Here is a 23,182-nt window from a genome sequence, read left to right as displayed (position 1 = left end):
CCTTGCTTATCATATGAAAAAAAGAAAAACTATTAAGCTAGCGATTCAGACAAGTAACTTTTGTTGATATTTCAATTTGTTAAATACCTCTTAAACCGCGTTCAGGTTAACCATTAAACTTATTTTTCGATGTTGGCTGCTTTTGCTAATAACTTAGCTTTTTCTTGTTGCTTATCTGTGTTCACCATTTCGTTTGATGGTAATGACGAAATACTTGTATGTTTAAGTAAGCTATTCGCTAATGTTTGTATTTCTGAGTCTATTGTTTTTTGTAGCTGCACATTTAGCTCGTTCATTATTTGCTTCCCTTGCGTAACCACAAAATCACTCACTGCGGCCTCAACTGATGACGTTTGTGTTGCACTTGCATTAACGCTAAATAATGCACCCGCAACTATCGCCATAACCAACGCTGTTTTTTTCATGCCTTTACTACGGTTAATGCCTGTGTCTTTTTGTAAAGTTAATGTGTTCATCATAAAATCCTTCTTGCTCAGTTTTTAAAATATAATCAACAGCTGAGAATAAATTAATGCAATTTTTAGCTGTTCGCGTTTTCGTTGTTACTAACATTACAAGTGTTGTGCCAAAGCCAATTTATTTTTCAAATTATTGATTTATAATAATTAAAAGCAAAAACAATGAAAACACAATAATCACGACATATTATGTCAAGCTATTTTTTGGTAAATATAACCACATAAATTAGTCAAATTAACCACTTTTGTTTTTCCCTAAACAGTGAGATTTAATGACTTCGATCTCGATATAAAAATAAGTAAGATCTTCTAGCAATGAACAGCAATCAGCATCAATACCCTAGAGAGAGTTAAACGTTATTTTGGGAGGGAGTTATAGAGTTATAGAGTTATAGAGTTATTCATACAAAAGGTACTAATACTGAATAAACTCAACTGAATTGAACCTAAATTGAGCAGAGCAAACAGTGAGTGAGCTTAAAAGCCACACACCTAATTAAGAGGTGTTTGAAGGTTGGTGAATTAAAGACTTACGGTAAAAAGTGTATTATGAACAGTGTTCATAAACGACACTCATGTAAATATGTATGATCACATACAGAGCTTGCTTGACAGCATTTAGAAATAACCAGTGAGTCTGCAGCGAAAGGAATTAAGTCGCGTACCTCATCAAAAAAATCAAGAGTACTTATTACTGTTTATAGCTTATCAGCAATATGGTTTTCTAATACGCGTACAACAAACGACATCATAACTAAACATAGTGGTGGCGCCATCATTAATGTGAATAACGTTGATGTATCTAACATAGGATTTCCTTTTATTTACCAATCTATTTGTTACTAAGTTGCAACAACTGTTACAAAGGTTGTGCCATTTAAAATGTTTTTTATAATAGATTGATTATTAAGGAGTTATTTTATCGTTTATTAGTGTGATAAAAACAACCGCTTTCATTGGCAACAAAAAAAACCAGTTATTTGTGTAAAACACTAATAACTGGTTAATTTTCACATTAATTTACAACGCTATTTCTCGATATTGATAATACGATCCCACAAATGGGAATTTACGCTGAGAAACTATAGATCTGGGTTGAGTGCCACCAGTTTTGTGTAAGCATCTGTAAGTATTTTACCATCTGCTCCATCTTTGCCTGCACATTCACTAAGGTGACGACGAAAGTGCCTTGCGCCCGCTAAGCCATTACATAAACCTAACATATGACGTAAAACATGCCATGCGCGCCCGCCCTCACTAACCGTATGATTAATATAATCGACCATAGTATTCATCACTTGCTCACGGGTAAGAATACTATTGTTTTCGCCATAAATATCATTGTCTGCCGTTGCTAGCATATAAGGCGAGTTATATATTTCACGCCCAATCATTACACCGTCGACGTGTGCTAAGTGCTGATTGGCTTCTGCAAAAGATTTAATACCACCATTAATTGAAATAGCAATATTACTGAAATCCTGCTTTATTTGATAAACACGAGAGTAATCAAGTGGTGGTACGTCGCGATTTTGCTTTGGACTTAAGCCACTTAACCACGCTTTACGTGCATGAATAATAAAATGCTCACAACCTGCCTGCGCCACTTGTTCAACAAAGGCATGTAAGAACTCATAACTGTCTAAATCGTCAATGCCAATGCGTGATTTTACCGTTACTGGTACATTAGTTGCCGCTTGCATTTCATTAACACATTCAGCAACTAGTGCTGGCTCTGCCATTAAACAGGCACCAAAGCGGCCATTTTGAACTCTGTCTGACGGGCAACCCACATTAATGTTCACTTCGTCATAACCATATTGCTCGGCAATTTTTGCGCACTCAACCATAGCTTTTACATCACTGCCGCCGAGTTGAAGCACTAACGGATGCTCAGCATCGTTATAGGCAAGGTAATCACCTTTACCATGCAAAATAGCGCCTGTGGTAACCATTTCAGTGTAAAGCACTGTATGTTTAGACATGACACGATAAAAGTAGCGACAATGACGGTCAGTCCAATCGAGCATGGGTGCAATGGATAACTTGTGAGAAATCATATATTTAGATACAAACCTTTGAATTAAAACTGAGATTAGACGCAGTAAATAACGACTAAGATAATTGCGGATTATACGGATATTAAGTGTACTAAACAAAGGAAATAACTATTATTGATTGGACAGATAGTTGCTTTAATATCGCAATAACCTAACTAGAATACTGCAAATGCGTTAGCCTTGATAACTTGAAACAAAATCAATAAACAATCGTATCTTGAGAGGTAATTGCTTTTTAGCAGGATAAAGCAAATGAACTGGTCGTGGAATAGGTTCTTCTCCAATTAATATTCTAATTAAAGTGGAATTATCTAGGTTCTCTTTAAGCAGAGAAAATGGTTGAAGAATTATTCCTTTACCTTGGCAAGCCGCTACTCTTAAGCAATTACCACTATTGCTTACAAATTTACTATCTTCAATCCGCAATGATTCTATTTTGAATTCTTTTTTCAAGCGAGAATGTGTTTGCCAAGGCTTAAATCCTAAAAAGAGGTGTTCCGCAACATCATTAATATTATTTGGTATACCAAAGTCATTTAGATATTCAGGAGAGGCACAAAATATGAGTTGTTGCTCATCAACTTTTTTAGAAATATACGATGCATCCTTTAAATCACCGATCCTAAAGATCATATCAAAATCATCTAACAACACATCGGATAATAAATCCGAAAGCTCTAAATCAATTTGAATATCAGGGTATTTATCCATAAAATCACTAATGAGATAAGTTAACTTGTATGTCCCATACGTTACAGGTGCATTTATTTTTATGCGACCTTGAGGCTTACCTGAAAAATGTTCCATTTCATTCATCAGTTGTTGATACTGTTCAGATAATTTTTCTGCTTTGTACAGATACAACTCCCCTGCTTCTGTTAGCTTTTGACCTCGCGTACTTCTACTTAGAAGCTTAACATTCACTTCTTTTTCTAAAAAGTTAATGTATTTACTTACCATAGTTGGTGATAAGCCAAACTCACTAGCAACTTTAGAAAAACTCTTTTCTTGACAAACAGCGATAAAAATATCAATTGCTTTTATTCTATCCACTATAAACTCTCAGTTAAAACTGTTAACACAAAAACACTATTAATTATTTCATCCTACCAAGATAGACTAGCTACGTAAACGAGTAGGAGAAAAAATGAACACATACTTTATCAGCTTTTTTATTTTGTCCTTAATCACGGTTTCAAGTCCAGGTCCAGCGGTATTATTTACAATTAATAACACCTTGAATTGCCGATTAACTAAAACACTTGGCGGAATTTTAGGGGTTGCTACTGGCATTTTACTCGTAGCGGTATTTGCCACATTGCTTATTATTTTTGCTGCAAATACATTAGACTTTGCTGTTCTGCTAATTAGCATTGCTGGCTCACTGTACTTTTTCTATTTAGCATTTAACAGTTTGCAAAAGAGTGTGCAGAAAGAGATAAAAAAAGACAACCAACTTATTAACTCATTTCAGCATGGTATATTAATCAGCTTATTAAACCCTAAAGCCTTAGCATTTTTTGTTTTTATTTTTCCTTTATATCTAAACGCTAAAACAATTAGCTTTCAGAAACCTGCTCTTTTATCACTAATATTCTCATTCAATGTAATTATTGTTCACAGTATATATACAATAATTTTTACACGTATAGCAAAATCAATTGACCTTAAAAAGCTCACTTATATCTTTAATAAAATATCAGCTGCCCTATTTTTTACATTCGGTGTTTTGTTAATAAAACAAACTATCGAAAACACATCTAATTTATTCACTTAAGAAAACAGAGGTAACTATGATCGACTTATATTACTGGACTACACCTAATGGTCACAAAGCTACAATGGTGCTTGAAGAGCTGCAATTAGCATATAACATTCACCCGATAAATATTAGTGAAGGAGAGCAATTTTCAGAAAAATTTTCAAGTATCAGTCCAAACCAAAGGATCCCAGCAATCGTTGATAACTCGCCAAATGATTGTGATAAAAGTATAAATATTTTTGAGTCTGGTGCAATTTTACAATATTTAGCTGAGAAAACAGGTCACTTAATAGGAAATACAACTGAAGATAAATACAAAGTAATTCAGTGGTTAACTTGGCAAGTTGCTGGACTTGGACCAATGGCAGGGCAGAATCATCATTTTAGCCATTATGCTTCTGAAGAAGTACCTTACGCAATAAAGCGATACCAGAATGAGACAAGCCGTTTATATAGTGTTATGGACAAACAATTAGCATCTACTGAATACCTTGCAGGTACTTTCTACTCTATTGCTGACATAGCGTGCTTTCCTTGGATAAGAATTCATGAATATCAGAACCAAGATATTTCTAACTTTAAGCATCTAGAACGCTGGCTGAAAGCAGTAAGTAAAAGGCCTGCTACGATTAAAGCATTAGAAGTAGCTAAAAATATCAACACAAAACCAACTGTAAATGAGAAGGCTTCAAGTTTATTATTCAACCAAGTTAAGGTGACTACACCACATCAAAATAGCGAGAAATAAACATGATCAAATTATATGAATTAGCAGGTAAAAACAACGTCATTTTTAGTCCTTATTGTTGGCGAGTACGTTTAGCTTTATTGCATAAAAAATTAGACTTTTCAGCTGTGGAAACTGCATTTACTGACATTCAAAAAATATCTGACGGTCAATTCAAAACAGTACCCGTTATCTATGATGGGAACATAGCAATTAATGATTCTTTTAAAGTTATTGAGTATTTAGAAGCTAACTATCCTGAAAAGCCCTCATTATTTAGTTCTCATGAAGGACGTGTTTTATCAACTTTTATTGAAGCATGGGCAAATTCTTTACATTCAGACATAGCCAAAATGGCAATTGCAGATATTCATAGCCATTTGCAAGATCAAGATAAAGCTTACTTTAGAAAAACGCGGGAAAGTTTCTTCGGCAAGAAGTTAGAAGATGTTCAACAAGAAAATTACGATACAGCTAAAGAGAGTTTTCTCTCAAAACTCAGTGTACTCGAAAAATATTTAACCAAAACTGAATTTATCGGGGGAGCTAGCCCACTATACCCAGATTTCATTGTTTTTGGCAGCTTACAGTGGTTATTTACAACTAGCCATACATTTGAGATTAATGAGTTAAGTAGCAACTGCAAAAATTGGTTTTTAAAGATTAGTCAGATTTATGTTATTCAGGGTTGAGGAGCTTAATCTGAAAGTACATAGCATTGATGAACTAGCGGAATAATGCTAACTGAGTCTAAATGAATATTACATACAGGAAATGTGATAACAGAACAAACTAAAATATTTCAACAGCTACCACCATTGGAGATGAACAATGATCACTAGAAAATGGACTGCACCAATACCCACATCTAAGCGTGATGAATATATAGATTATATAATGCAAACTGGCTTTGCAGATTATAAGAGTACAAAAGGTAATATAGGTGCGTTTTTAACGCTAGAAGAAAAAGACAATAAACTTTATTTTACAACACTGACTTTTTGGGACTCTTATGAGTCGATTAAAAATTTTGCAGGTGAAAATTATCATCTGGCAAAATATTACCCTAAGGACGATGATTTTCTTATTGACAAACCCAAGTATGTTGAACATCAAGAAGTCGTTTATGGTAATAGTGAGGCAATAAGGATGGACACATGAAAATAATAAAAGCAGGTCAAGCAGATAAATCCCAAGTTATAAAAATAGTTGAGAGGCTTGCTGATTTTGAAACTCCATACTGGAGAACTGATAAAGAAATTGTAAAGGGTGATTTGAAAGTTATTGAGGCTTACTTTAATAAACGTCAATCAAACCAGTATTTGTATGTCGCAGAGCTAGAAAGCAAAGTAGTCGGCATTTTATTTGTAGAAACAAGACAAGACTTTTTTAACAATAAAAGTTTATTGCATATTTCTATTTTGGCCGTTCCTAAATCTCATGAAGGACTTGGTATTGGCACTAAACTACTTAAATATTCTGAAGAATTTGCTCGCGAATTGAATATTACAAATATTAGTTTAAACGTTTTTTCCTCTAATCAACATGCAAGAGACATCTATATAAATAGAGGTTTTAATGAAGAAACAATATTTATGCTTAAAGAAGTATAAATTAAAACACGCTAGGTAGCCTGTAGATAAACCTTAATTATTCACAGGCTTAACATTATCCCTTTTTGTCCCTTATTAAAACGAACAAAACACTAAACACTTGAATTAAAATAAAAATAACCATTCAATCGCATCCATCGAGCATGGGTGCAATGGATAACTTGTGAGAGATCATAACGTTAAATATAAAGCCTTGGGTTAAAACAAATCACGGCGTTAAGATTAACGCCTATATAGCGTAGATTATACGGGGTTTATAAAGCCTAAACAAAGTAAATGATAGGGTATGAAAAAGCTCTTTGTCACAAGTAATACTGTTAAACGAATACCTGGTTATAAATCTTTCACTTCGCCCATAGCTTCAATATTAACGATTTCAGAGCGATTAAGGGTGATTTTAAAACGCTGTAACTTTTCACCTTCTTTAGTGAGGTGATGAAGTATTAAGTTTATTTGATAGCGCCGCTCAACCGCTTGACCCGATATTTTCTGCCCTTCTAATGAATACAAGCGCCCTGCTCCTTTTTTTAAAAAACGAACAAAGGGCGTTAAATTGAAAGTTATTCTTTGCTGTATTTCGTCATAACCCGGCAGGAATTCTTTGGCTAACACTTTATTATCGCAACGAAAATGAATTAGCCTTGCCGCTTGCTTATTTTGTTGCCGACGCTGTTGCAATAATTCGTTAACCGCTTTAGGCAAGTCTTTGCTTTTAATATATTCCAACCACAATATTTTACTTAAAATACGCTTTTTACTAACGCTATGAGTAAAAAGGTGTTGCCATTTAGGCCGGCCTTTTTGTATTTTTCGCCAAATCAGGTTCGTTAAATCTTCTTTAAAGGTTTCTCGCAAACCATAAATAACACCAAGAAAAGCAATTAAGGCGATGGTGACTTCGGTATAGTTTGAGCGGGCATTTAAAACCAATAACATGACAAATGCCATAATAACGGCCGTAACAACGCCGCGTACTAAACGCTTTAAATTAACGTTTAAGTAGCGAGTCTGCTTTTTAAAAACAACACCGTACTCAATAAGTCGCTGTAGTAATCGCATTTTATTGGTGATGCGATTTGGATCATCTAGCGTAACTTGTGAATTATATTGATTTTCAACGCGGTAATTATTTTCATCTCGACAAAAAGAAAGTAAAAAGTCGCGTTCAACGGTAAAATCACTACTTTTAGGCCCTTTATTTAAGAGCTTTAAAAAGGACTGTTCGATATGCCAACTTAGGTAATTATCAGCGTTTTCAAAGAACGACTTTAATTTGTTGTCTGGCGGAGTATAACGTCTGAGTTTTTTGGTCAGTGAGGTAATTTGTTCAGCTAACTCTAACGCTGCAGGATAAAACTCTTCAGCTTCTTTAAGTTTAAGGGTTTGCTTGATATCGGCATCAAGCGCTATTTTAATTTGATATGAATATAAGTTAAGGTTTAAGCGGTAATCGCTTTGCTCACCCTTAGTTTGACTGATAAAACGGCTGCGTACTAAAGGTAGGTGTAGTTCATCAGCGTAATAAGCACTGTAACATTTTATATTACTGTAAAAGTAATCTTCTTCATTGAGCGTGCTTGGATTAATGCCCATTTCAACGGGTAAAGAGAAGTATAAGTCAATGCGTTGATGCTCTTGAGGCAGCATCTGGTAGCTTAAACTGAAAGATAAATTTTCATCTTGGTTTAGGGTAATTTTTTTCACTCGTATAAATAACTCCTTTAATTAATGCTCCATAAGCTATTTAACTATAACAAATAAATTGGATAACTCCCTTTTATATTTAGTAAAAGGGAGTTATTTACTTTAGATTTTTATAAAAATTTTACGTTGATATAGTTTCAATGATACATACCAAAATACGGCCACATGGCTGAATGCAAAAATAAATGAAGCAAGCTTAGCATCAAATACATTAGCAAGTTGTTGATATAACCACGCATACATGTTGCTATCGCCGATATTAATATGGAAATAAACAATCACTACAACAAACGACAGTACATATACAAACAGTGGGTTTGTTCCGTAAACTAATAATGGCTCAGCAAGTTTTTGCTGTTTCATAATGTCGATTAACCAAATAAAGGCCGCTAACAATAAGCAAGCAAAACCTGTGGTGTAAATAACATAAGAAGAGGTCCACAATGATTTGTTAATTGGTAAAATCAAGCTCCAAAGCGCTCCCAAACCAACAGCTAAACCACCAATAAGTGTTAACTTAATAACACTAGATTTTTTATCTTTAATACTGGTTAAATAACGTGTTAATTCAAAGCCCAGTAACATATTAACCACGGCAGGTATTGTGCTTAATAGGCCTTCAGGGTCAAAAGAAACCCCACGCATAGTGTACATTTGATTAGCACCTAAAATAGCTAAATCAACCTGACGAATAATATTGCCTTCAAGGGTATAAGCACCATCGCCAGCCATTAATAATAATGCCCAGTAACCTAATAGAATAAGTGCTGATGAAATTAATATTCCACGACGATTTAACAGCAGCACCATTGAAGCTGCAATAGCATAAGCAATACCAATACGCTGAAGAACGCCCATCACTCTTAAGTTTTCAAAATCAATAGTGAAGGTAAATACGTTAAGCATAAAGCCAATGAAAAACATGATAAAACCACGTTTTATAATTCTTTTAAATTGCTCAGGGCTTGCTTTATAGTCAATTTTCTTAAAAGAAAAAAACATAGCAGAGCCAATAATAAATAAGAAAAAAGGAAATACGAAATCGGTTGGTGTAGCACCATGCCAGTCGGCATGTAACAGTGGCGCATAGACGTGCGACCAGCTTCCAGGCGTATTCACTAAAATCATTAAAGCGATGGTTATACCTCGAAAGGCATCAAGGGCAAGATAACGAGTCATGCATTCTTCCTACAAGTGAGTAACAATAAAGACAGCGCTGTCTTTATACTAAAGTACAGTTAGTATTGTAAAGTACCCCCTACAAAATGGCGAATGCTTTATTTAACGACACTATTTACTTAAGCAAACAACCTTAATAAACGGCTCTTAAATTAAGTTAACTCATTATAAAGGCTATGTTACACTGCTTTAAACTGTAAATTTATAAACGATAATTAAGTACTATGACGGCACAATCATTACTAATTCAAGCACAACAAGTTTGTCAAAAGAAAGGCGCTCGCTTTACCAAAGTAAGAGAGCAAGTTTTCCTTTTGTTGGCTAACCATGAAGGCGCTGTAGGTGCCTACGACCTATTAGCTGAGCTGAAAGAGCTTGATCCTGCGGCAAAACCAGCAACTATTTATCGTGCGTTAGATTTTTTATGTAAACAAGGCTTTGTTCATAAAATAGAATCAATTAACGCTTTTGTTATGTGTCATCATTTTGGTGAGTGTAACCATCCCGTACAATTACTAATTTGTGATGAGTGTGGGCATGTTGAAGAAATTCAATCAAACAATTTTGATCTAGCATTACGCGCGATGGCAGATACTAATGGGTTTACCATTACCCATCAAATAGTAGAAGCCCATGGTAGTTGTAAAAATTGCCAAGTTAAGCCTCAATAGTTTAACGATTAACTGACTTAGCTAAAACCGTCGTTATTATGACGAATTATGCTTTATCGTAATATTTTCGCTAATTTAGTGGTAAAAAATTACATACTCGCCGATACTTACCCAAGAGAAGTTAAACGAGTGAATTCTCTCAGTAAATATTACAACGGCGAAAGTATTTAATGATAATCATACATAGATATGTTTTAGGTTATTTATATTACTCACACTGCCAATGATTCACGTTTAAAGTGTTAACTATTAAGCTATTTGATTTACATTTATAAAATAACCATGCAAAATCAAATAATAATTAAAACTAAACAGCTAATAAGGCTTGGAAAGCTTCATGAATGTAGAGTTTATAAATCCATTTTTATCTTCAATGCTAAATGTAATGTCAACAATGGCGCAAATGGAGTTAACTCCAGAAAAACCTAAGCTTAAAAAGAATGAAGTAGCTATGGGTGACGTATCTGGATTAATTGGCATGGTCAGTCCACAAGCGAAAGGCTCCTTATCAATTACATTTGATACTCCTTTAGCCTTAGCAACCATGAAAGGCATGGTTGGCGAAGCTCCTGATGAAGTAAATGAAGAGATAACCGATTTAGTCGGCGAAATTACCAATATGGTAACTGGTGGCGCTAAGCGTATGCTCAGTGAAAAGGGCATTGAGTTTGATATGGCAACCCCTATTGTTGTTTCAGGTAATAAGCATATGATTCATCATAAAGCGAAAGGGCCTATTGTTATCATCCCTTTAAAGTCGGAGTTTGGTAAAGCGTATATAGAATTTAGCTTCGATGAGTAATTTTCAACCTCTTAGTAAATAAGCTTTTAACAGATAAACTCTTAAGTACCTGTCGATAATCACGAATAAAAAAGGCATTACACTGTAATGCCTTTTTTGCTATCAAATACAGTTCAAATAATTACCTACTGATAACCCCACCTTGGCATAATGGTTTGCGGTATCTCGAGATGATCGAGTATCCGACCTACCATAAAGTCAGTTAAATCATTTATAGACTCAGCTTTATGATAAAAACCAGGCGAGGCAGGCATGATTGTCACGTTTTGCTGCGATAGACTAAGCATATTTTGTAAATGCAATGTTGAAAATGGTGTTTCCCTTACCACTAAAATTAACTGACCACGCTCTTTAATAACCACATCGGCAGCACGTTCAATTAAATTATCACTCATACCGTGACTAATAGCGGCAACGGTACCAGTAGAGCACGGACAAACCACCATTTTTTTGGGTGCTGCTGAACCCGAAGCTACAGGCGAAAACCACTGTTCTTTACCAAAAACAGTAATTTGCCCTACTTTCGCTTGATATTTTTCAGTTAAAAACGCACTTGCTTTCTCCGGCGATGACGGTATTTTTACGCCTACCTCCGTATCAAGCACAATACGTCCAGCGCTAGAGCACAGTACATAAAGTCGGTAATTAGCCGCGACTAAGCATTCAAGTAGGCGTAAGGCGTATCCAGCGCCAGAAGCTCCCGTAATAGCTAAGGTAATAGTGCCATTAAAGGTTTGTTCATCTGCTATTAAGTTACTCATGGTTTATTCAACTCGTTACCTGACTAGTCATTACGCTAATTAATCACTTAGTGTGTTATAAAAAATATCGGTTTTTATGACGCTTTAATAGTTTTTTTTACTTTCTTCAACGCCATTTGTTTTTTAAGTGGTGATAAGTAATCAATAAACAAAGTGCCTTGTAAGTGATCTATTTCATGTTGCATCACAATGGCAAGAAACTCATCACTAGTTACTGTTATTTCTTTACCGTCTCGGTCTAACGCGCTTACTGTAACTTTGCTAAAGCGCTCAACGTCAGCATAATAACCCGGTACAGAAAGACAACCTTCTTGACCTTTTGCTTTTTCTTCGCCACTCACAATAACAGGGTTCACTAAGACCAACGGTTCATCTCGACCTTCTGAAATATCAATAACCACTACAGCCTCACTACGTCCTACTTGAGTTGCCGCTAAGCCAATACCGTCATCAGTATCGTACATGGTTTCTAATAAGTCATCGATAAGGCCTTGAATAGCCGTTACATCACTTACAGGTTTGGCCTGTTGAATTAATCTTTCATCAGGGGCGGTTAATATTGTTAATACGGCCATGGTTTAAGCTCTCTTGTCTATCTGGTTAATCTGGTTAATCATTATGCTGCTGTAAACTAGTTATTAATTTTTCATGAATGCCTTCAAAGCCGCCATTACTCATAATAACAATAATATCACCAGCCTGTGCTTCTAGAGTAATATTGTGAATTAATGTCATTAATGAATTTTCAACAATACAAGGTGGCTGACATTGTGCAATTAAATCGGTTACTGGCCAGCTTAATGGCTCACCTTGATAAATATAAACATAATCGGCCTGCGTTAGTGAATTAGGTAAGGTGTCTTTGTGAATGCCTGATTTCATAGTGTTTGAGCGAGGCTCTAATACCGCTAAAATACGGCCTGATTTTTGACCTTGCTTGCTCTGACTCGCTAATTTAGCTTTAACGCCAGCTAAGGTACGCTCAATCGCGGTAGGGTGATGAGCAAAGTCATCGTAAACAGCAATATCGTTAATAATACCGCGTAATTCGAAACGCCTTTTAGTGTTAACAAACTCAGCCAAAGCCTCAATGGCAATATGCGCTGGTACTCCTGCATGTCGAGCCGCAGCAATAGCCATTAAGCCGTTATCAATATTAAAGTCGCCCATTAAATTCCATAAGACGGTGCCTTGCACGACACCATTAAAAGACACTGTAAATTCACTGCCTTCTTCGGTGAGCTTGTTAGCTTGCCAGCCTGATTCAACATTGCTCATTTCTGTTGGTGTCCAGCAGCCCATAGCTAAAGTTTCCTCTATCGCGACATCATTTGCTGGCGATAGTATCAAACCATTACTCGGAACCATGCGCATTAAATGATGGAACTGGCGTTGAATATCGCTTAAATCATTAAAGATATCTGCGTGATCAAACTCAAGGTTATTAATGACCAGCGTACGCGGTCGGTAATGTATAAATTTAGAGCGTTTATCAAAAAAAGCACTATCATATTCATCAGCTTCTATGACAAAGAAAGGAGCATTACCTAAGCGTGCAGAGCTAGTGAAATTTTGAGGTACGCCGCCAATTAAAAAGCCTGGCTCGAGTTGCGCATATTCTAAAATCCACGCCAGCATACTACTAGTGGTCGTTTTTCCATGGGTACCTGATACTGCTAATACCCAGCGATCTTTTAACACATTTTCTAATAACCATTGCGGACCTGAAATATAGGGAATATTACGATCAAGCATATATTCAACCATAGGGTTACCACGAGACATGGCATTGCCAACAATAACCAAATCAATATCATCAGAAAAGTTATCTGGGTGATAACCTGAGTTTAAATGAATGCCAAGCTGCTCTAACTGAGTGCTCATTGGCGGATAAACGTTAGCATCAGAGCCACTTACCGTAAAACCCAGTTCCTTGGCAATAGCGGCAATTCCGCCCATAAATGTGCCGCAAATCCCTAAAATATGAAGATGTAATGTGCTGTTTGACATGGTGTAATTAAGCTTTATTGATTAATAGAAATGTTTGAGTTGTACGATTTATAAAATATACAGAGTAATAACAACCTAAAAGCTATCATACAGTGACTATAATACCTGAATTCACTAGCTGATTTAAGGCTTATTTAGGTTCAGTATATTAGACGTTGCACTGTGATAACAAAAATACGAGTTTAAATACTTAATTAACCTTTAGTAAAAATTGTAACCAATACTCATATAAAGTTGATAGTCATTAGGCTCTGGTTTTACAGAGTCAACACTTACAACGGGATGAGCGACACGGTCAAAATACAACATAATGTCAAGTTCAAAATCATCAGTGAACTCAAATTCAAAACCGGTTTTTAAATGGCTGTTCCGCTTTCCCGATTCTTCTTCAACGAACTGAATACTATAGTCAAAAATAAAGTCAGTGCGACTTGATACCGTATATTCGACTAAGGTGCTTAACGCTAGCACTGCACTTTTTTGATCGGCTTGCGCAGCGCTTTGCTCGTATGAGGTTATCTGAAAACTAGGGCCTGCTGTAACATCCCACTGTAAGCGTTTATTATCAACAACATGGTAACCTATACTAGTACCTAAGCTATTTCGTGCTTGTATATTTTGCTGAAAATCACTCATATATTCATAGTCAAATAAGCGGAAAAATATTTGACTATTGTAAAACCAATCGAGCGAGCTAGTTACACGGCTAGCATCGATAATAGGCTGGTCGTTGGTATTAGTAGTTTGTTTACTATAGTTATAGGTAGCTTCTGTTTTGAAGCGTGTGTAAGGAGTACTTCTTTGTGCCACAGCACTAAAAAGATAATCTAGTTGATTTACGTTACCTGAGCTGATATCGAGGCCAAGACTAATCTCTACATCCCATAGTTCACGTCGACTATCTGCCGCAGATGTAATTGACATAAGTTCACTTAATGGAAATTTACGCTCGGTACCATTACTAATTAAAGTGACTTCATTACTATGAACAATTAAAAAGCCTTTAACCACTTCGCCATTAGCAAAACGAATATTTTGATCATAGCGACTACGTAGTTCGCTAACATCTTCCCAATCGAAAGTTTCTAAGCCAAACTCATCGCTATCGAACTCAAGCTCATCATCATACATAGAGATGATATCGCCTTTTAGCCATTCGTCAGACTTAAGTTTTAACCAGTCATGTTTCTGTAAAAAAACAGGTGTCGGTTTTTCCCATGCGGGTAATGTTTCTTTTTCTTGTGCTGATAAATTATCAATTGGCAAAAAACTGATAAAGAGTAGAAAGAATAATATAAATCGGTGCATAATGATTAAGTAAGAACTTTTAAAGTATCTACAGGTAAAATTTTAAAAGTCATAACCTAAACTTACCACTAAACGATAGTCATTTTGCTCAGGTAGTACACCACCAGCATCCGCTTTCGGTTTTTGAGTTCTATCAACATAAAATGTTAAATCTAAGTCAAAATCATTAGTTAGATCAATTTCGATGCCTGTTTCTACATGGTGAATGTACTTACCAGAGTCTTCACTGACAATTTGTATGTCATAAGAAAAGTCATAATCGATATCACTAGTGATTTCATAACTAAAATCTGTGCCTAGAGTTAAGCCAAGTGAAGTGTCGCTTCGGCTCTCGCCAGTTTGCACTTCTTTAAAGTATGTTACCTGATAACTAGGACCCGCATTAATGTCCCATGAAATAGTACTACTATCAATTAAGTGATAACCCATAGCAATACCGTATCGTATACGGTAATCAATATTGAGAAACTCATCACTTAGTAATTCAAAATCAACAGCTCGAAAGTATACTTTAGGATCAAAAAACCAGTCATAAGTCGATGTAAGTCGATGACTATTTGCCGTTATATTGTCTACGTTAGTTTCTTTATCTTTATATTTACTATAGTTAGCGGTGTAATCAGTTTGAAACCGTCCGCTTGAGCTACGTCGCTGCACGCCAGCTTTAAAAGTGTAATCAAGCTGAACAGTATTACCGCGGCGTAAATTAAAACCTAAATTAGCGTAGCCATCCCATAAATCGCCCTCATTTTTGCTTGAACCAGCAATAGACAAAATATCGTTAAGCTTATAATGTTTAACCGTGCCGTTGCTCTCAATACTCACTTGTCCCTCTTTCATCATGAGGTAACCATCAACAATAGTGCCATCAACTAAGCGAATGCTTTGCCAGTGTTTGCTTCGTAGCTCACTAACGTCTTCCCAATCAATGGTTTGTGAATCAAGCTTATCGCTGTCAAACTCAAGCTCTTCATCATACATAGAGATAATATCGCCCTTTAACCATTCATTTGAAGTAAGCTTTACCCAATCAAATTTTGGTTTAGCATGACTTTTCACTTCTGCCGTAAGCTCTGTCTTTTTTATTTTTTGATCATTACTTAATACACAATCACTATAAAAAGTTGTTGTGATAAATATCAAAGACGTTAACGTTAATTTGTTCATAACACATTCCACATGACTAATATAAGAGTCGATTTATGCACATGGCACTCTGACTATTTTGCTTTGTAGAATATGCCATTATCGTCAACAATATTCTAGGGTAGTTCTCAATTCACTACAGTATTTCTGATATTTTTCATTACCTCGACATAGTTAACATGTTTGCAAGTAAATAATTAGAGGAAATGATGTAAATTTATCTTATAGTGATATAGCCAGCACAAAAAACGCACCAAAAAGACACGTAAATACGCTGCGCTGCACCAAGCAGGTGCATAAAGTATAGGTGGGAAATACTCATCCCCTATAAACAGGGGGTTTTAGTCTTGGCATGATTTTAGCTTTACCAAAAGCAATATCATAGATAGTGATGTAATGACGTAAATAATACTTCATTAACAAACAATAAATTATCTATATAACAGTTAACTATATTTTTATACAAAACTAACCGCACTGGAGAAAGACAATATGTCACAAGCAGTTTTTGATTTAATTAAAGAATACGATGTAAAATTTGTTGATTTACGTTTCACTGATTCAAAAGGTAAAGAACAACACGTTTCTATTCCTCATCATCAAGTAAATGAAGATTTCTTTGAAGACGGAAAAATGTTTGATGGTTCATCAATTCAAGGCTGGAAAGGCATTGATGAGTCTGACATGGTGATGATGCCAGATGCAGACAGCGCAATTTTAGACCCATTTGCAGAAGCAGTAACATTAAACATTCGTTGTGATATTTTAGAGCCAAGCACAATGCAAGGTTACAGTCGCGACCCGCGTTCTGTAGCTAAACGCGCTGAAGAATATTTACGTAGCACAGGTATTGCTGACACAGTATTAATTGGTCCAGAGCCTGAATTCTTCTTATTTGATGATGTACGTTTTAGTACTGATATGAGCGGTTCTTTCTACAAAATTGATGACAAAGAAGCAGCTTGGAACTCAGGTACTGAGTACGAAGAAGGCAACATGGGTCACCGTCCAGGCGTTAAAGGCGGCTACTTCCCAACGTCACCAGTAGATTCATCACAAGATTTACGTTCAGCTATGTGTTTAGTAATGGAAGACATGGGCTTAGTTGTTGAAGCGCATCACCATGAAGTAGCAACAGCGGGTCAAAATGAAATCGCTTGTCGCTTTAACACTATGGTTAAAAAAGCTGATGAAGTTCAAATTTACAAGTATGTTGTACATAACGTAGCTCACGCTTACGGTAAAACAGCTACCTTTATGCCTAAGCCATTAGTTGGCGATAATGGTTCAGGTATGCATGTTCACCAATCTCTAGCAAAAGACGGTGTAAACTTATTCGCTGGTGATAAGTACGGCGGTTTATCTGAAATGGCGCTTTACTACATTGGTGGTATCATCAAGCATGCTAAAGCATTAAACGCATTTACTAACCCTTCAACTAACTCGTACAAACGTTTAGTACCTCATTTTGAAGCACCAGTAATGCTTGCATACTCTGCACGTAACCGTTCAGCGTCTATTCGTATTCCAATTGTTCCATCACCAAAAGCAATGCGTATCGAAGCTCGTTTCCCTGATCCAGCAGCTAACCCTTACTTAGCATTTACAGCTTTATTAATGGCTGGCCTTGACGGTATTAAAAACAAAATCCACCCTGGCGATGCTATGGATAAAGATTTATATGACTTACCAGCGGAAGAAGCAGCATCAATTCCTCAAGTAGCAACATCACTTGAAGATGCACTTCAAAGCTTAGAAGCAGATTATGAGTTCTTAACTGCTGGTGGCGTTATGGATAAAGACATGATTGATGCATACATTGCTATTAAGCGTGAAGAGTCACAATTAGTTAACATGACAACTCACCCATTAGAGTTTGAACTATACTACAGCGTATAATCGTTCAAATATTTAATGATAAAGCTCACTTCGGTGAGCTTTTTTTTTACCCAAATATTGTGGTAAAACCAGATAAATAAAGAAAATTTTTTTTGTATTAGTTTTAGTTATATACTTAAATTAAATGGCGTTGCTACTTTACGTCATCACAATCGAATTATTTTTAATGCACAAGGATCATATCATTGCTTACACTCAGGCTATTGCTACTTACATTATTAGTGTTTATTTTTGCAATACCTGCATATTCAGCGACGACTAAAATTTACGTATGGCGCAATGAGCAAGGAGCATTAGTATTTTCTGATACCCCACACCCTGGTGCCGAAGAGGTAAAGAAGACCCAATCTAACATTGTTAACTCCTCTGGTATTGAAACTAAAGAGCTTGATATTAAGCCTGAAGTTATCACCGAAACTTACTCCCTTGTTATTAAGTCTCCACAAGACAATGCCACCATTCGCGATAATACGGGCTCACTCTATGTCAGTGGTGCAGTTATACCTAAATTCAAATTAGGCTACACAGTACAACTATATTTAGACAATAAACCACACCAAAAGCCACAAAAAACGGCCATATTCTCGTTGCAGAATGTCGACCGTGGCGAACATAAAATTAAAATGGAACTACTTGATGATAAGGGCAAGGTTATTGCATCGTCTAAGCCAGTTACGTTTTATATGCACAGAGCTACTGTGAATTAATATCACCACTCGCGCTATTATTTAAAGAGTTACGACACAATCACTTGTAGACACAAGCCTATAGTCATCGTACCAAAAACTTTAAATTTAATTAAATAACGCTGCAAATAAAACCTTTCTTTAGTAAACTAACAAATGCACCATATTGGTGCGACATTAATTTAGCTCGATATGGAAGCTTAAGCATGTATAACCGTAGCGATATTCAAAAGCAAAAATTAATATACCAGCAGGCACTCGCCAGCCAATTAATCACTGCTGTAATTATTTTAAATGACCAACTCCGTATCGTTTATGTTAACCCTGCTGCAGAGGCTTTATTAATTAAGAGTTTGTATCGACTTTATGGAACAACCACCGAATTAATTTTTGCCAATACCAGCATTAATGCCAAACGCTTACAACAATTACTAAATACTGGACAAGAGTTTACAGATAGTGATGTAGTAATAACCTTAAATAAAAGTCATCGCTTTACCGCTGAACTAACTGCATCACCTGTTGAGTTTGAGAACTCCCCTCATGTGCTGCTTGAATTAAAACAAATAGACCATCAAAAACAGATCAGTTTAGAAGTATTCCAACAACAGCAGTGGATTGCCGGTCGAGACTTAATAAAAGGTTTAGCCCATGAGATCAAAAACCCCTTAGGAGGCCTTAGAGGGGCAGCCCAATTATTAAGTAAAGAAATAGGCATTGAACAGCAAGAATACACCTCAATGATTATTGAGCAAGCTGATAGGCTTACCAACCTAGTTGACCGTCTTTTAGGGCCAAATCAACTACCTCAAATCCATGCTCAAAATATTCATAGTGTGTTAGAGAAAGTTTGCCAACTTGTAGACTACTCGCATGATACTTCGGTTAATTTAAAACGCGACTATGACCCTTCTATTCCTTTAGTTGAGTGTGATCATGAAAAACTACAGCAAGCATTATTAAATATAGTCAACAACGCTATTCAGGCAATAGATAAAGAAAATAGCATTACTCTAAAAACTCGTATAGCAAGTAACATCACCATTAACGGCAAGCGTGTAAAGCTAGCCGTTGAAATCAGTATTATTGATGATGGCCCAGGCATACCCAGTAAGATTCAAGATACTTTATTCTACCCTATGGTTTCGGGACGCTCTAATGGCACAGGTTTAGGGCTATCAATAGCACAAACACTAATTAACCAACATCACGGTAAACTTTCATGCCATAGCCAACCTGGCCATACTGAATTTATGATTGTATTACCACTAAAACAGCCCGCGTCGAAAGACATCAATACACGTGAAGAGAAATAACAATGATCACAGAGCAAGTATGGATAGTAGATGATGACAGTTCTATTCGATGGGTTTTAGAAAAATCCCTCGCTAATGCACATATTAGCTGTGCCTCCTTTCAGAATGCTAATGACTTACTCACTGCACTTGATCATGGTCAACCCGAAATCATCATTTCTGATATTCGCATGCCTAATATAGACGGTATGGAATTACTAAAAACAATCAGTGAAGAATATCAGCATATTCCCGTTATTATTATGACCGCGCACTCCGACCTTGATAGCGCAGTAAATGCTTATCAAGGAGGCGCATTTGAATACTTACCTAAGCCTTTTGATATTGATGATGCTATTAGCTTAACTCAGCGAGCATTAGCGCATGCTAAAGAACAAAGTGCAAAGAAAAGTCAACAAGACAATAACTCCCTTTCTACAGGGCTTATTGGTGAAGCGCCAGCAATGCAAGAGGTATTTAGAGCAATAGGCCGTCTATCACGTTCAAGTATTAGCGTTCTAATTAATGGTGAGTCTGGCACGGGTAAAGAATTAGTAGCACACGCTCTGCACTTACATAGTCCTCGCTCTAATGAGCCATTTATTCCTTTAAATATGGCTGCAATCCCTAAAGACTTAATCGAATCTGAGCTTTTTGGGCATGAAAAAGGCGCATTCACTGGTGCTAACGCTATTCGCCATGGCCGCTTTGAACAGGCTCATAACGGTACACTATTTCTAGATGAAATAGGCGATATGCCTTTAGATATTCAAACTCGATTACTCAGGGTGTTATCCGATGGTCAATTTTATCGTGTTGGTGGACATGTTCCGGTAAAAGTTGATGTCCGTATTATTGCTGCTACGCATCAAAACCTAGAGGAGCAGGTGAAAAATGGCGGCTTCCGTGATGATCTTTTTCATCGCCTCAATGTCATTCGAATACAATTACCAAGTTTAAGAGAACGCAAAGAAGATATTGCACAATTGACCCACCACTTTTTAAAGCATGCCGCAATTGAGCTAGATGTTGAAGTAAAAACTGTTAGCAAAAAAGCTGCTGAACATTTACAAAACTTTAGCTGGCCGGGTAATGTAAGGCAACTAGAAAATACTTGTCGATTTTTAACCGTCATGGCCAGCGGTCAAGAAATATTACTAGAAGATTTACCCAATGAATTAACTGAGAAGGCCGAAATAACAACTGAGCAGCAACATTCATGGCAAAGCGCACTACGTTGCTGGGTCGATAAAGAGTTAGCACAAGGGAAAACCGCCATAATAGAGCAAGCACAGTATGAATTTGAAAAAATAATGCTCGAACAGGCGCTTGCTTTTACCCAAGGGCGTAAGCAAGAAGCCGCTAAAAAATTAGGCTGGGGTAGAAATACATTAACAAGAAAGCTGAAAGATTTTGAAGTAAGTGAATAGCTTTACTGAGGGAGAGTCAGCTTACAGCTTTCTTCTACTGTTCACTTGTTGTTGTACATTCATCGTCACATTGCTTGCAGTCATTGCACAACTTAATATTCAAGAAATGTGCAATAATGATAAGACTAGCGCCAGAAAAAATAAAGTATGGCTCTAAGCTTTCTGAGAAGTCATGCTTCATCCAGTATATTGCGACACCAAGGTATAACAAATAAAACGGATATAATTTTTTGTGATAACGCTTAAAACCTGAAAATAAAGCAACTGTACCTAATGCAGCAGTCATTAATAAAAAAATATGTTCCCAAGTGTGATCAGCTAAAAAGCTCAAACCCATTAAGGGTAACACGGGTAATAAAACAGGCAAAAGAATGCAATGTAATGCACATAATGAGGTTGCTGTTATACCAATTCTATCTAACATTATTTTTCCAATATGAATAAATTATTCGCCACTTACGAACATTGATATAATATCACAGTTGATACACTATAACATTAGCTAAATATCAAACTAATGCAAATAGTTTACCTACGCTCGGGAAATAGGAAAACTTAATACGTCGGCAATATCTTCAACGCCTAAAGCAAGCATCACTAGACGGTCAACACCTAAAGCAACTCCCGCACAGTTAGGGAAGCCTTGTTCTAATGCCGCAATAAAGTTTTTATCTATGGGTTTCGTGTCTAATGCAAGTGTACTTCGCTTTAAGTTATCATGCTCAAATCGGCTTTGTTGCTGTTTAACGTCAGTTAGCTCATTGAAACCATTCGCGATCTCAACCCCTTTAAAATAACACTCAAAGCGCTCAGCAACTCTTGAGTCACCCGTAGATATCTTTGCCAATGAAGCCTGAGAACGAGGGAAATCATAAATAAAACATGGCGAAGTCAAACCAATCGTCGGCTCTATAATTTCACTAAAAATAAACTGCAATAATAGATCGTTATCGTCATCTTTTTGGCTATCTTCAATTAACCAATCACTTAACTTACCCTTTTTCTCCAGTAAAGAAAGTAAAGCTTGTTGAGTGGTATTAAGAGGGTCGATAGCTACCACTTTTTCAAAAATCGCTTGGTAACTAAAATATACTGGCTTGGCACAACCTAAAATATCAATCAGTAACGCTTCAACTTCCGCCATTAATTTGAAATGATCAAAGCCGACACGATACCATTCCAACATGGTAAATTCAGGGTTATGATGTCTCCCCATTTCTTCATGACGAAAAGCCTTAGCTATTTGATAAATGCAACCATAGCCTGAAGCAAGTAAGCGCTTCATATGAAATTCAGGTGAAGTTTGCAAATACAAGCACCTAGCCTGATCAGGTAAGCTATCCCCATCATAGTTATATTCGCAGCTTAAGGCATCTAAATACACATCCGTGACCGTACCTTGTGAAAGTGCAGGTGTTTCAACCTCAGTAACATTACGCTCGCTAAAAAAGTTTCTGATCTGTTGTAATATTTTTGATCGTTTTTTAGCATTCTCCCAAGACAGGGTTGTTTGCCAACTCATAATACTCCCCTTTTTACACCCAAATGACTGTAGCTTTAAAATACCTGTATTCACAAGATCAAAAAAGGTCGCATAAGCGACCTTTTTACAAGTATTAATAAACTAATTGTTAGGTACAGTGTTAGTAA

23 protein-coding genes are annotated in these 23,182 nt (G+C 36.3%); 11 read left to right on the top strand and 12 right to left on the bottom strand.

Going from position 1 to position 23,182, the window contains the following annotated elements:
* Nucleotides 1-119 precede the first annotated feature (119 nt).
* The 3 genes from KO495_RS02150 to KO495_RS02140 form a co-directional block, all read right to left on the bottom strand.
* On the bottom strand, nt 120-479 hold the full coding sequence (locus KO495_RS02150) for a hypothetical protein (RefSeq protein WP_215978760.1): 360 nt from the start codon (nt 477-479) through the stop codon (nt 120-122).
* Nucleotides 480-1,561: 1,082 nt separating this feature from the next.
* Entirely contained in the window at nt 1,562-2,539 is a 978-nt protein-coding gene (gene dusA / locus KO495_RS02145; protein ID WP_215978759.1) for a tRNA dihydrouridine(20/20a) synthase DusA, read from the bottom strand.
* Nucleotides 2,540-2,713: 174 nt separating this feature from the next.
* A complete protein-coding gene (locus tag KO495_RS02140; RefSeq protein ID WP_215978758.1) occupies nt 2,714-3,592 on the bottom strand; it encodes a LysR family transcriptional regulator in 879 nt (292 codons plus the stop codon).
* A gap of 94 nt (nt 3,593-3,686) precedes the next feature.
* Here KO495_RS02140 and KO495_RS02135 point away from each other — a divergent pair, with 94 nt between their 5' ends.
* The 5 genes from KO495_RS02135 (at nt 3,687) to KO495_RS02115 (ending at nt 6,641) form a co-directional block, all read left to right on the top strand.
* Nucleotides 3,687-4,316: a LysE family transporter gene (locus KO495_RS02135; RefSeq protein WP_215978757.1), complete on the top strand. Its 630-nt coding sequence runs from the start codon at nt 3,687-3,689 to the stop codon at nt 4,314-4,316.
* 16 nt (nt 4,317-4,332) lie between these two features.
* Entirely contained in the window at nt 4,333-5,049 is a 717-nt protein-coding gene (locus KO495_RS02130; RefSeq protein ID WP_215978756.1) for a glutathione binding-like protein, read from the top strand.
* Nucleotides 5,050-5,051: 2 nt separating this feature from the next.
* Nucleotides 5,052-5,720: a glutathione S-transferase N-terminal domain-containing protein gene (locus KO495_RS02125; RefSeq protein WP_054202995.1), complete on the top strand. Its 669-nt coding sequence runs from the start codon at nt 5,052-5,054 to the stop codon at nt 5,718-5,720.
* A 139-nt stretch (nt 5,721-5,859) separates the two neighbouring features.
* Nucleotides 5,860-6,189, top strand: coding sequence for a hypothetical protein (locus KO495_RS02120; protein WP_054202994.1), 330 nt, complete (start codon nt 5,860-5,862; stop codon nt 6,187-6,189).
* A complete protein-coding gene (locus tag KO495_RS02115) occupies nt 6,186-6,641 on the top strand; it encodes a GNAT family N-acetyltransferase (protein WP_215978755.1) in 456 nt (151 codons plus the stop codon). Before KO495_RS02120 ends, KO495_RS02115 begins: the two co-directional genes overlap by 4 nt.
* A gap of 333 nt (nt 6,642-6,974) precedes the next feature.
* Here KO495_RS02115 and KO495_RS02110 read toward each other — a convergent pair whose 3' ends face one another.
* Together KO495_RS02110 and KO495_RS02105 are read right to left on the bottom strand one after the other, a co-directional pair.
* A complete protein-coding gene (locus KO495_RS02110; RefSeq protein ID WP_215978754.1) occupies nt 6,975-8,345 on the bottom strand; it encodes a hypothetical protein in 1,371 nt (456 codons plus the stop codon).
* A gap of 102 nt (nt 8,346-8,447) precedes the next feature.
* Nucleotides 8,448-9,524, bottom strand: coding sequence for a heparan-alpha-glucosaminide N-acetyltransferase domain-containing protein (locus tag KO495_RS02105; RefSeq protein WP_215978753.1), 1,077 nt, complete (start codon nt 9,522-9,524; stop codon nt 8,448-8,450).
* A gap of 224 nt (nt 9,525-9,748) precedes the next feature.
* Between KO495_RS02105 and zur the strand changes: the two genes are divergently transcribed.
* Together zur and KO495_RS02095 are read left to right on the top strand one after the other, a co-directional pair.
* A complete protein-coding gene (zur, locus tag KO495_RS02100) occupies nt 9,749-10,195 on the top strand; it encodes a zinc uptake transcriptional repressor Zur (RefSeq protein ID WP_215978752.1) in 447 nt (148 codons plus the stop codon).
* A gap of 337 nt (nt 10,196-10,532) precedes the next feature.
* Nucleotides 10,533-10,997 carry a chemotaxis protein CheX gene (locus tag KO495_RS02095; protein ID WP_215978751.1) on the top strand — a complete coding sequence of 155 codons (465 nt, stop codon included), beginning with the start codon at nt 10,533-10,535 and terminating at the stop codon, nt 10,995-10,997.
* Between the two features lie 125 nt (nt 10,998-11,122).
* Here the strand turns inward: KO495_RS02095 and KO495_RS02090 are convergent, their stop codons facing one another.
* The 5 genes from KO495_RS02090 to KO495_RS02070 form a co-directional block, all read right to left on the bottom strand.
* Nucleotides 11,123-11,758, bottom strand: a complete 636-nt coding sequence (locus KO495_RS02090; protein WP_215978750.1) for a flavin prenyltransferase UbiX — start codon at nt 11,756-11,758, stop codon at nt 11,123-11,125.
* A gap of 74 nt (nt 11,759-11,832) precedes the next feature.
* The gene (gene def, locus KO495_RS02085) at nt 11,833-12,333 is read right to left on the bottom strand and encodes a peptide deformylase (RefSeq protein WP_215978749.1); all 501 of its coding nucleotides are present in this window, start codon (nt 12,331-12,333) and stop codon (nt 11,833-11,835) included.
* A gap of 34 nt (nt 12,334-12,367) precedes the next feature.
* Nucleotides 12,368-13,768 carry a UDP-N-acetylmuramate:L-alanyl-gamma-D-glutamyl-meso-diaminopimelate ligase gene (mpl, locus tag KO495_RS02080; RefSeq protein WP_215978748.1) on the bottom strand — a complete coding sequence of 467 codons (1,401 nt, stop codon included), beginning with the start codon at nt 13,766-13,768 and terminating at the stop codon, nt 12,368-12,370.
* 201 nt (nt 13,769-13,969) lie between these two features.
* Nucleotides 13,970-15,076, bottom strand: a complete 1,107-nt coding sequence (locus KO495_RS02075) for a DUF481 domain-containing protein (protein ID WP_215978747.1) — start codon at nt 15,074-15,076, stop codon at nt 13,970-13,972.
* Nucleotides 15,077-15,118: 42 nt separating this feature from the next.
* A complete protein-coding gene (locus KO495_RS02070; RefSeq protein WP_215978746.1) occupies nt 15,119-16,243 on the bottom strand; it encodes a DUF481 domain-containing protein in 1,125 nt (374 codons plus the stop codon).
* Nucleotides 16,244-16,714: 471 nt separating this feature from the next.
* On the opposite strand from KO495_RS02070, the gene glnA reads away from it, so the two are divergent.
* From glnA to glnG, 4 genes are all read left to right on the top strand, one after another.
* Entirely contained in the window at nt 16,715-18,121 is a 1,407-nt protein-coding gene (gene glnA / locus KO495_RS02065; protein ID WP_215978745.1) for a glutamate--ammonia ligase, read from the top strand.
* Nucleotides 18,122-18,306: 185 nt separating this feature from the next.
* Complete coding sequence (locus KO495_RS02060; protein WP_215978744.1) at nt 18,307-18,828, top strand: DUF4124 domain-containing protein; 522 nt, start codon at nt 18,307-18,309, stop codon at nt 18,826-18,828.
* Nucleotides 18,829-19,013: 185 nt separating this feature from the next.
* A complete protein-coding gene (gene glnL, locus KO495_RS02055; protein ID WP_215978743.1) occupies nt 19,014-20,123 on the top strand; it encodes a nitrogen regulation protein NR(II) in 1,110 nt (369 codons plus the stop codon).
* A gap of 2 nt (nt 20,124-20,125) precedes the next feature.
* On the top strand, nt 20,126-21,532 hold the full coding sequence (gene glnG / locus KO495_RS02050; protein WP_215978742.1) for a nitrogen regulation protein NR(I): 1,407 nt from the start codon (nt 20,126-20,128) through the stop codon (nt 21,530-21,532).
* Between the two features lie 34 nt (nt 21,533-21,566).
* Here the strand turns inward: glnG and KO495_RS02045 are convergent, their stop codons facing one another.
* On the bottom strand, nt 21,567-21,956 hold the full coding sequence (locus tag KO495_RS02045) for a MerC domain-containing protein (RefSeq protein WP_215978741.1): 390 nt from the start codon (nt 21,954-21,956) through the stop codon (nt 21,567-21,569).
* Nucleotides 21,957-22,064: 108 nt separating this feature from the next.
* Nucleotides 22,065-23,054 carry an elongation factor P--(R)-beta-lysine ligase gene (epmA, locus tag KO495_RS02040; protein WP_215978740.1) on the bottom strand — a complete coding sequence of 330 codons (990 nt, stop codon included), beginning with the start codon at nt 23,052-23,054 and terminating at the stop codon, nt 22,065-22,067.
* Nucleotides 23,055-23,182: the final 128 nt, after the last annotated feature.

The organism is Colwellia sp. D2M02, from assembly GCF_018860755.1.
Taxonomy (GTDB): domain Bacteria; phylum Pseudomonadota; class Gammaproteobacteria; order Enterobacterales; family Alteromonadaceae; genus Colwellia; species Colwellia asteriadis.
This window is presented reverse-complemented; position numbering and strand designations above follow the sequence as displayed.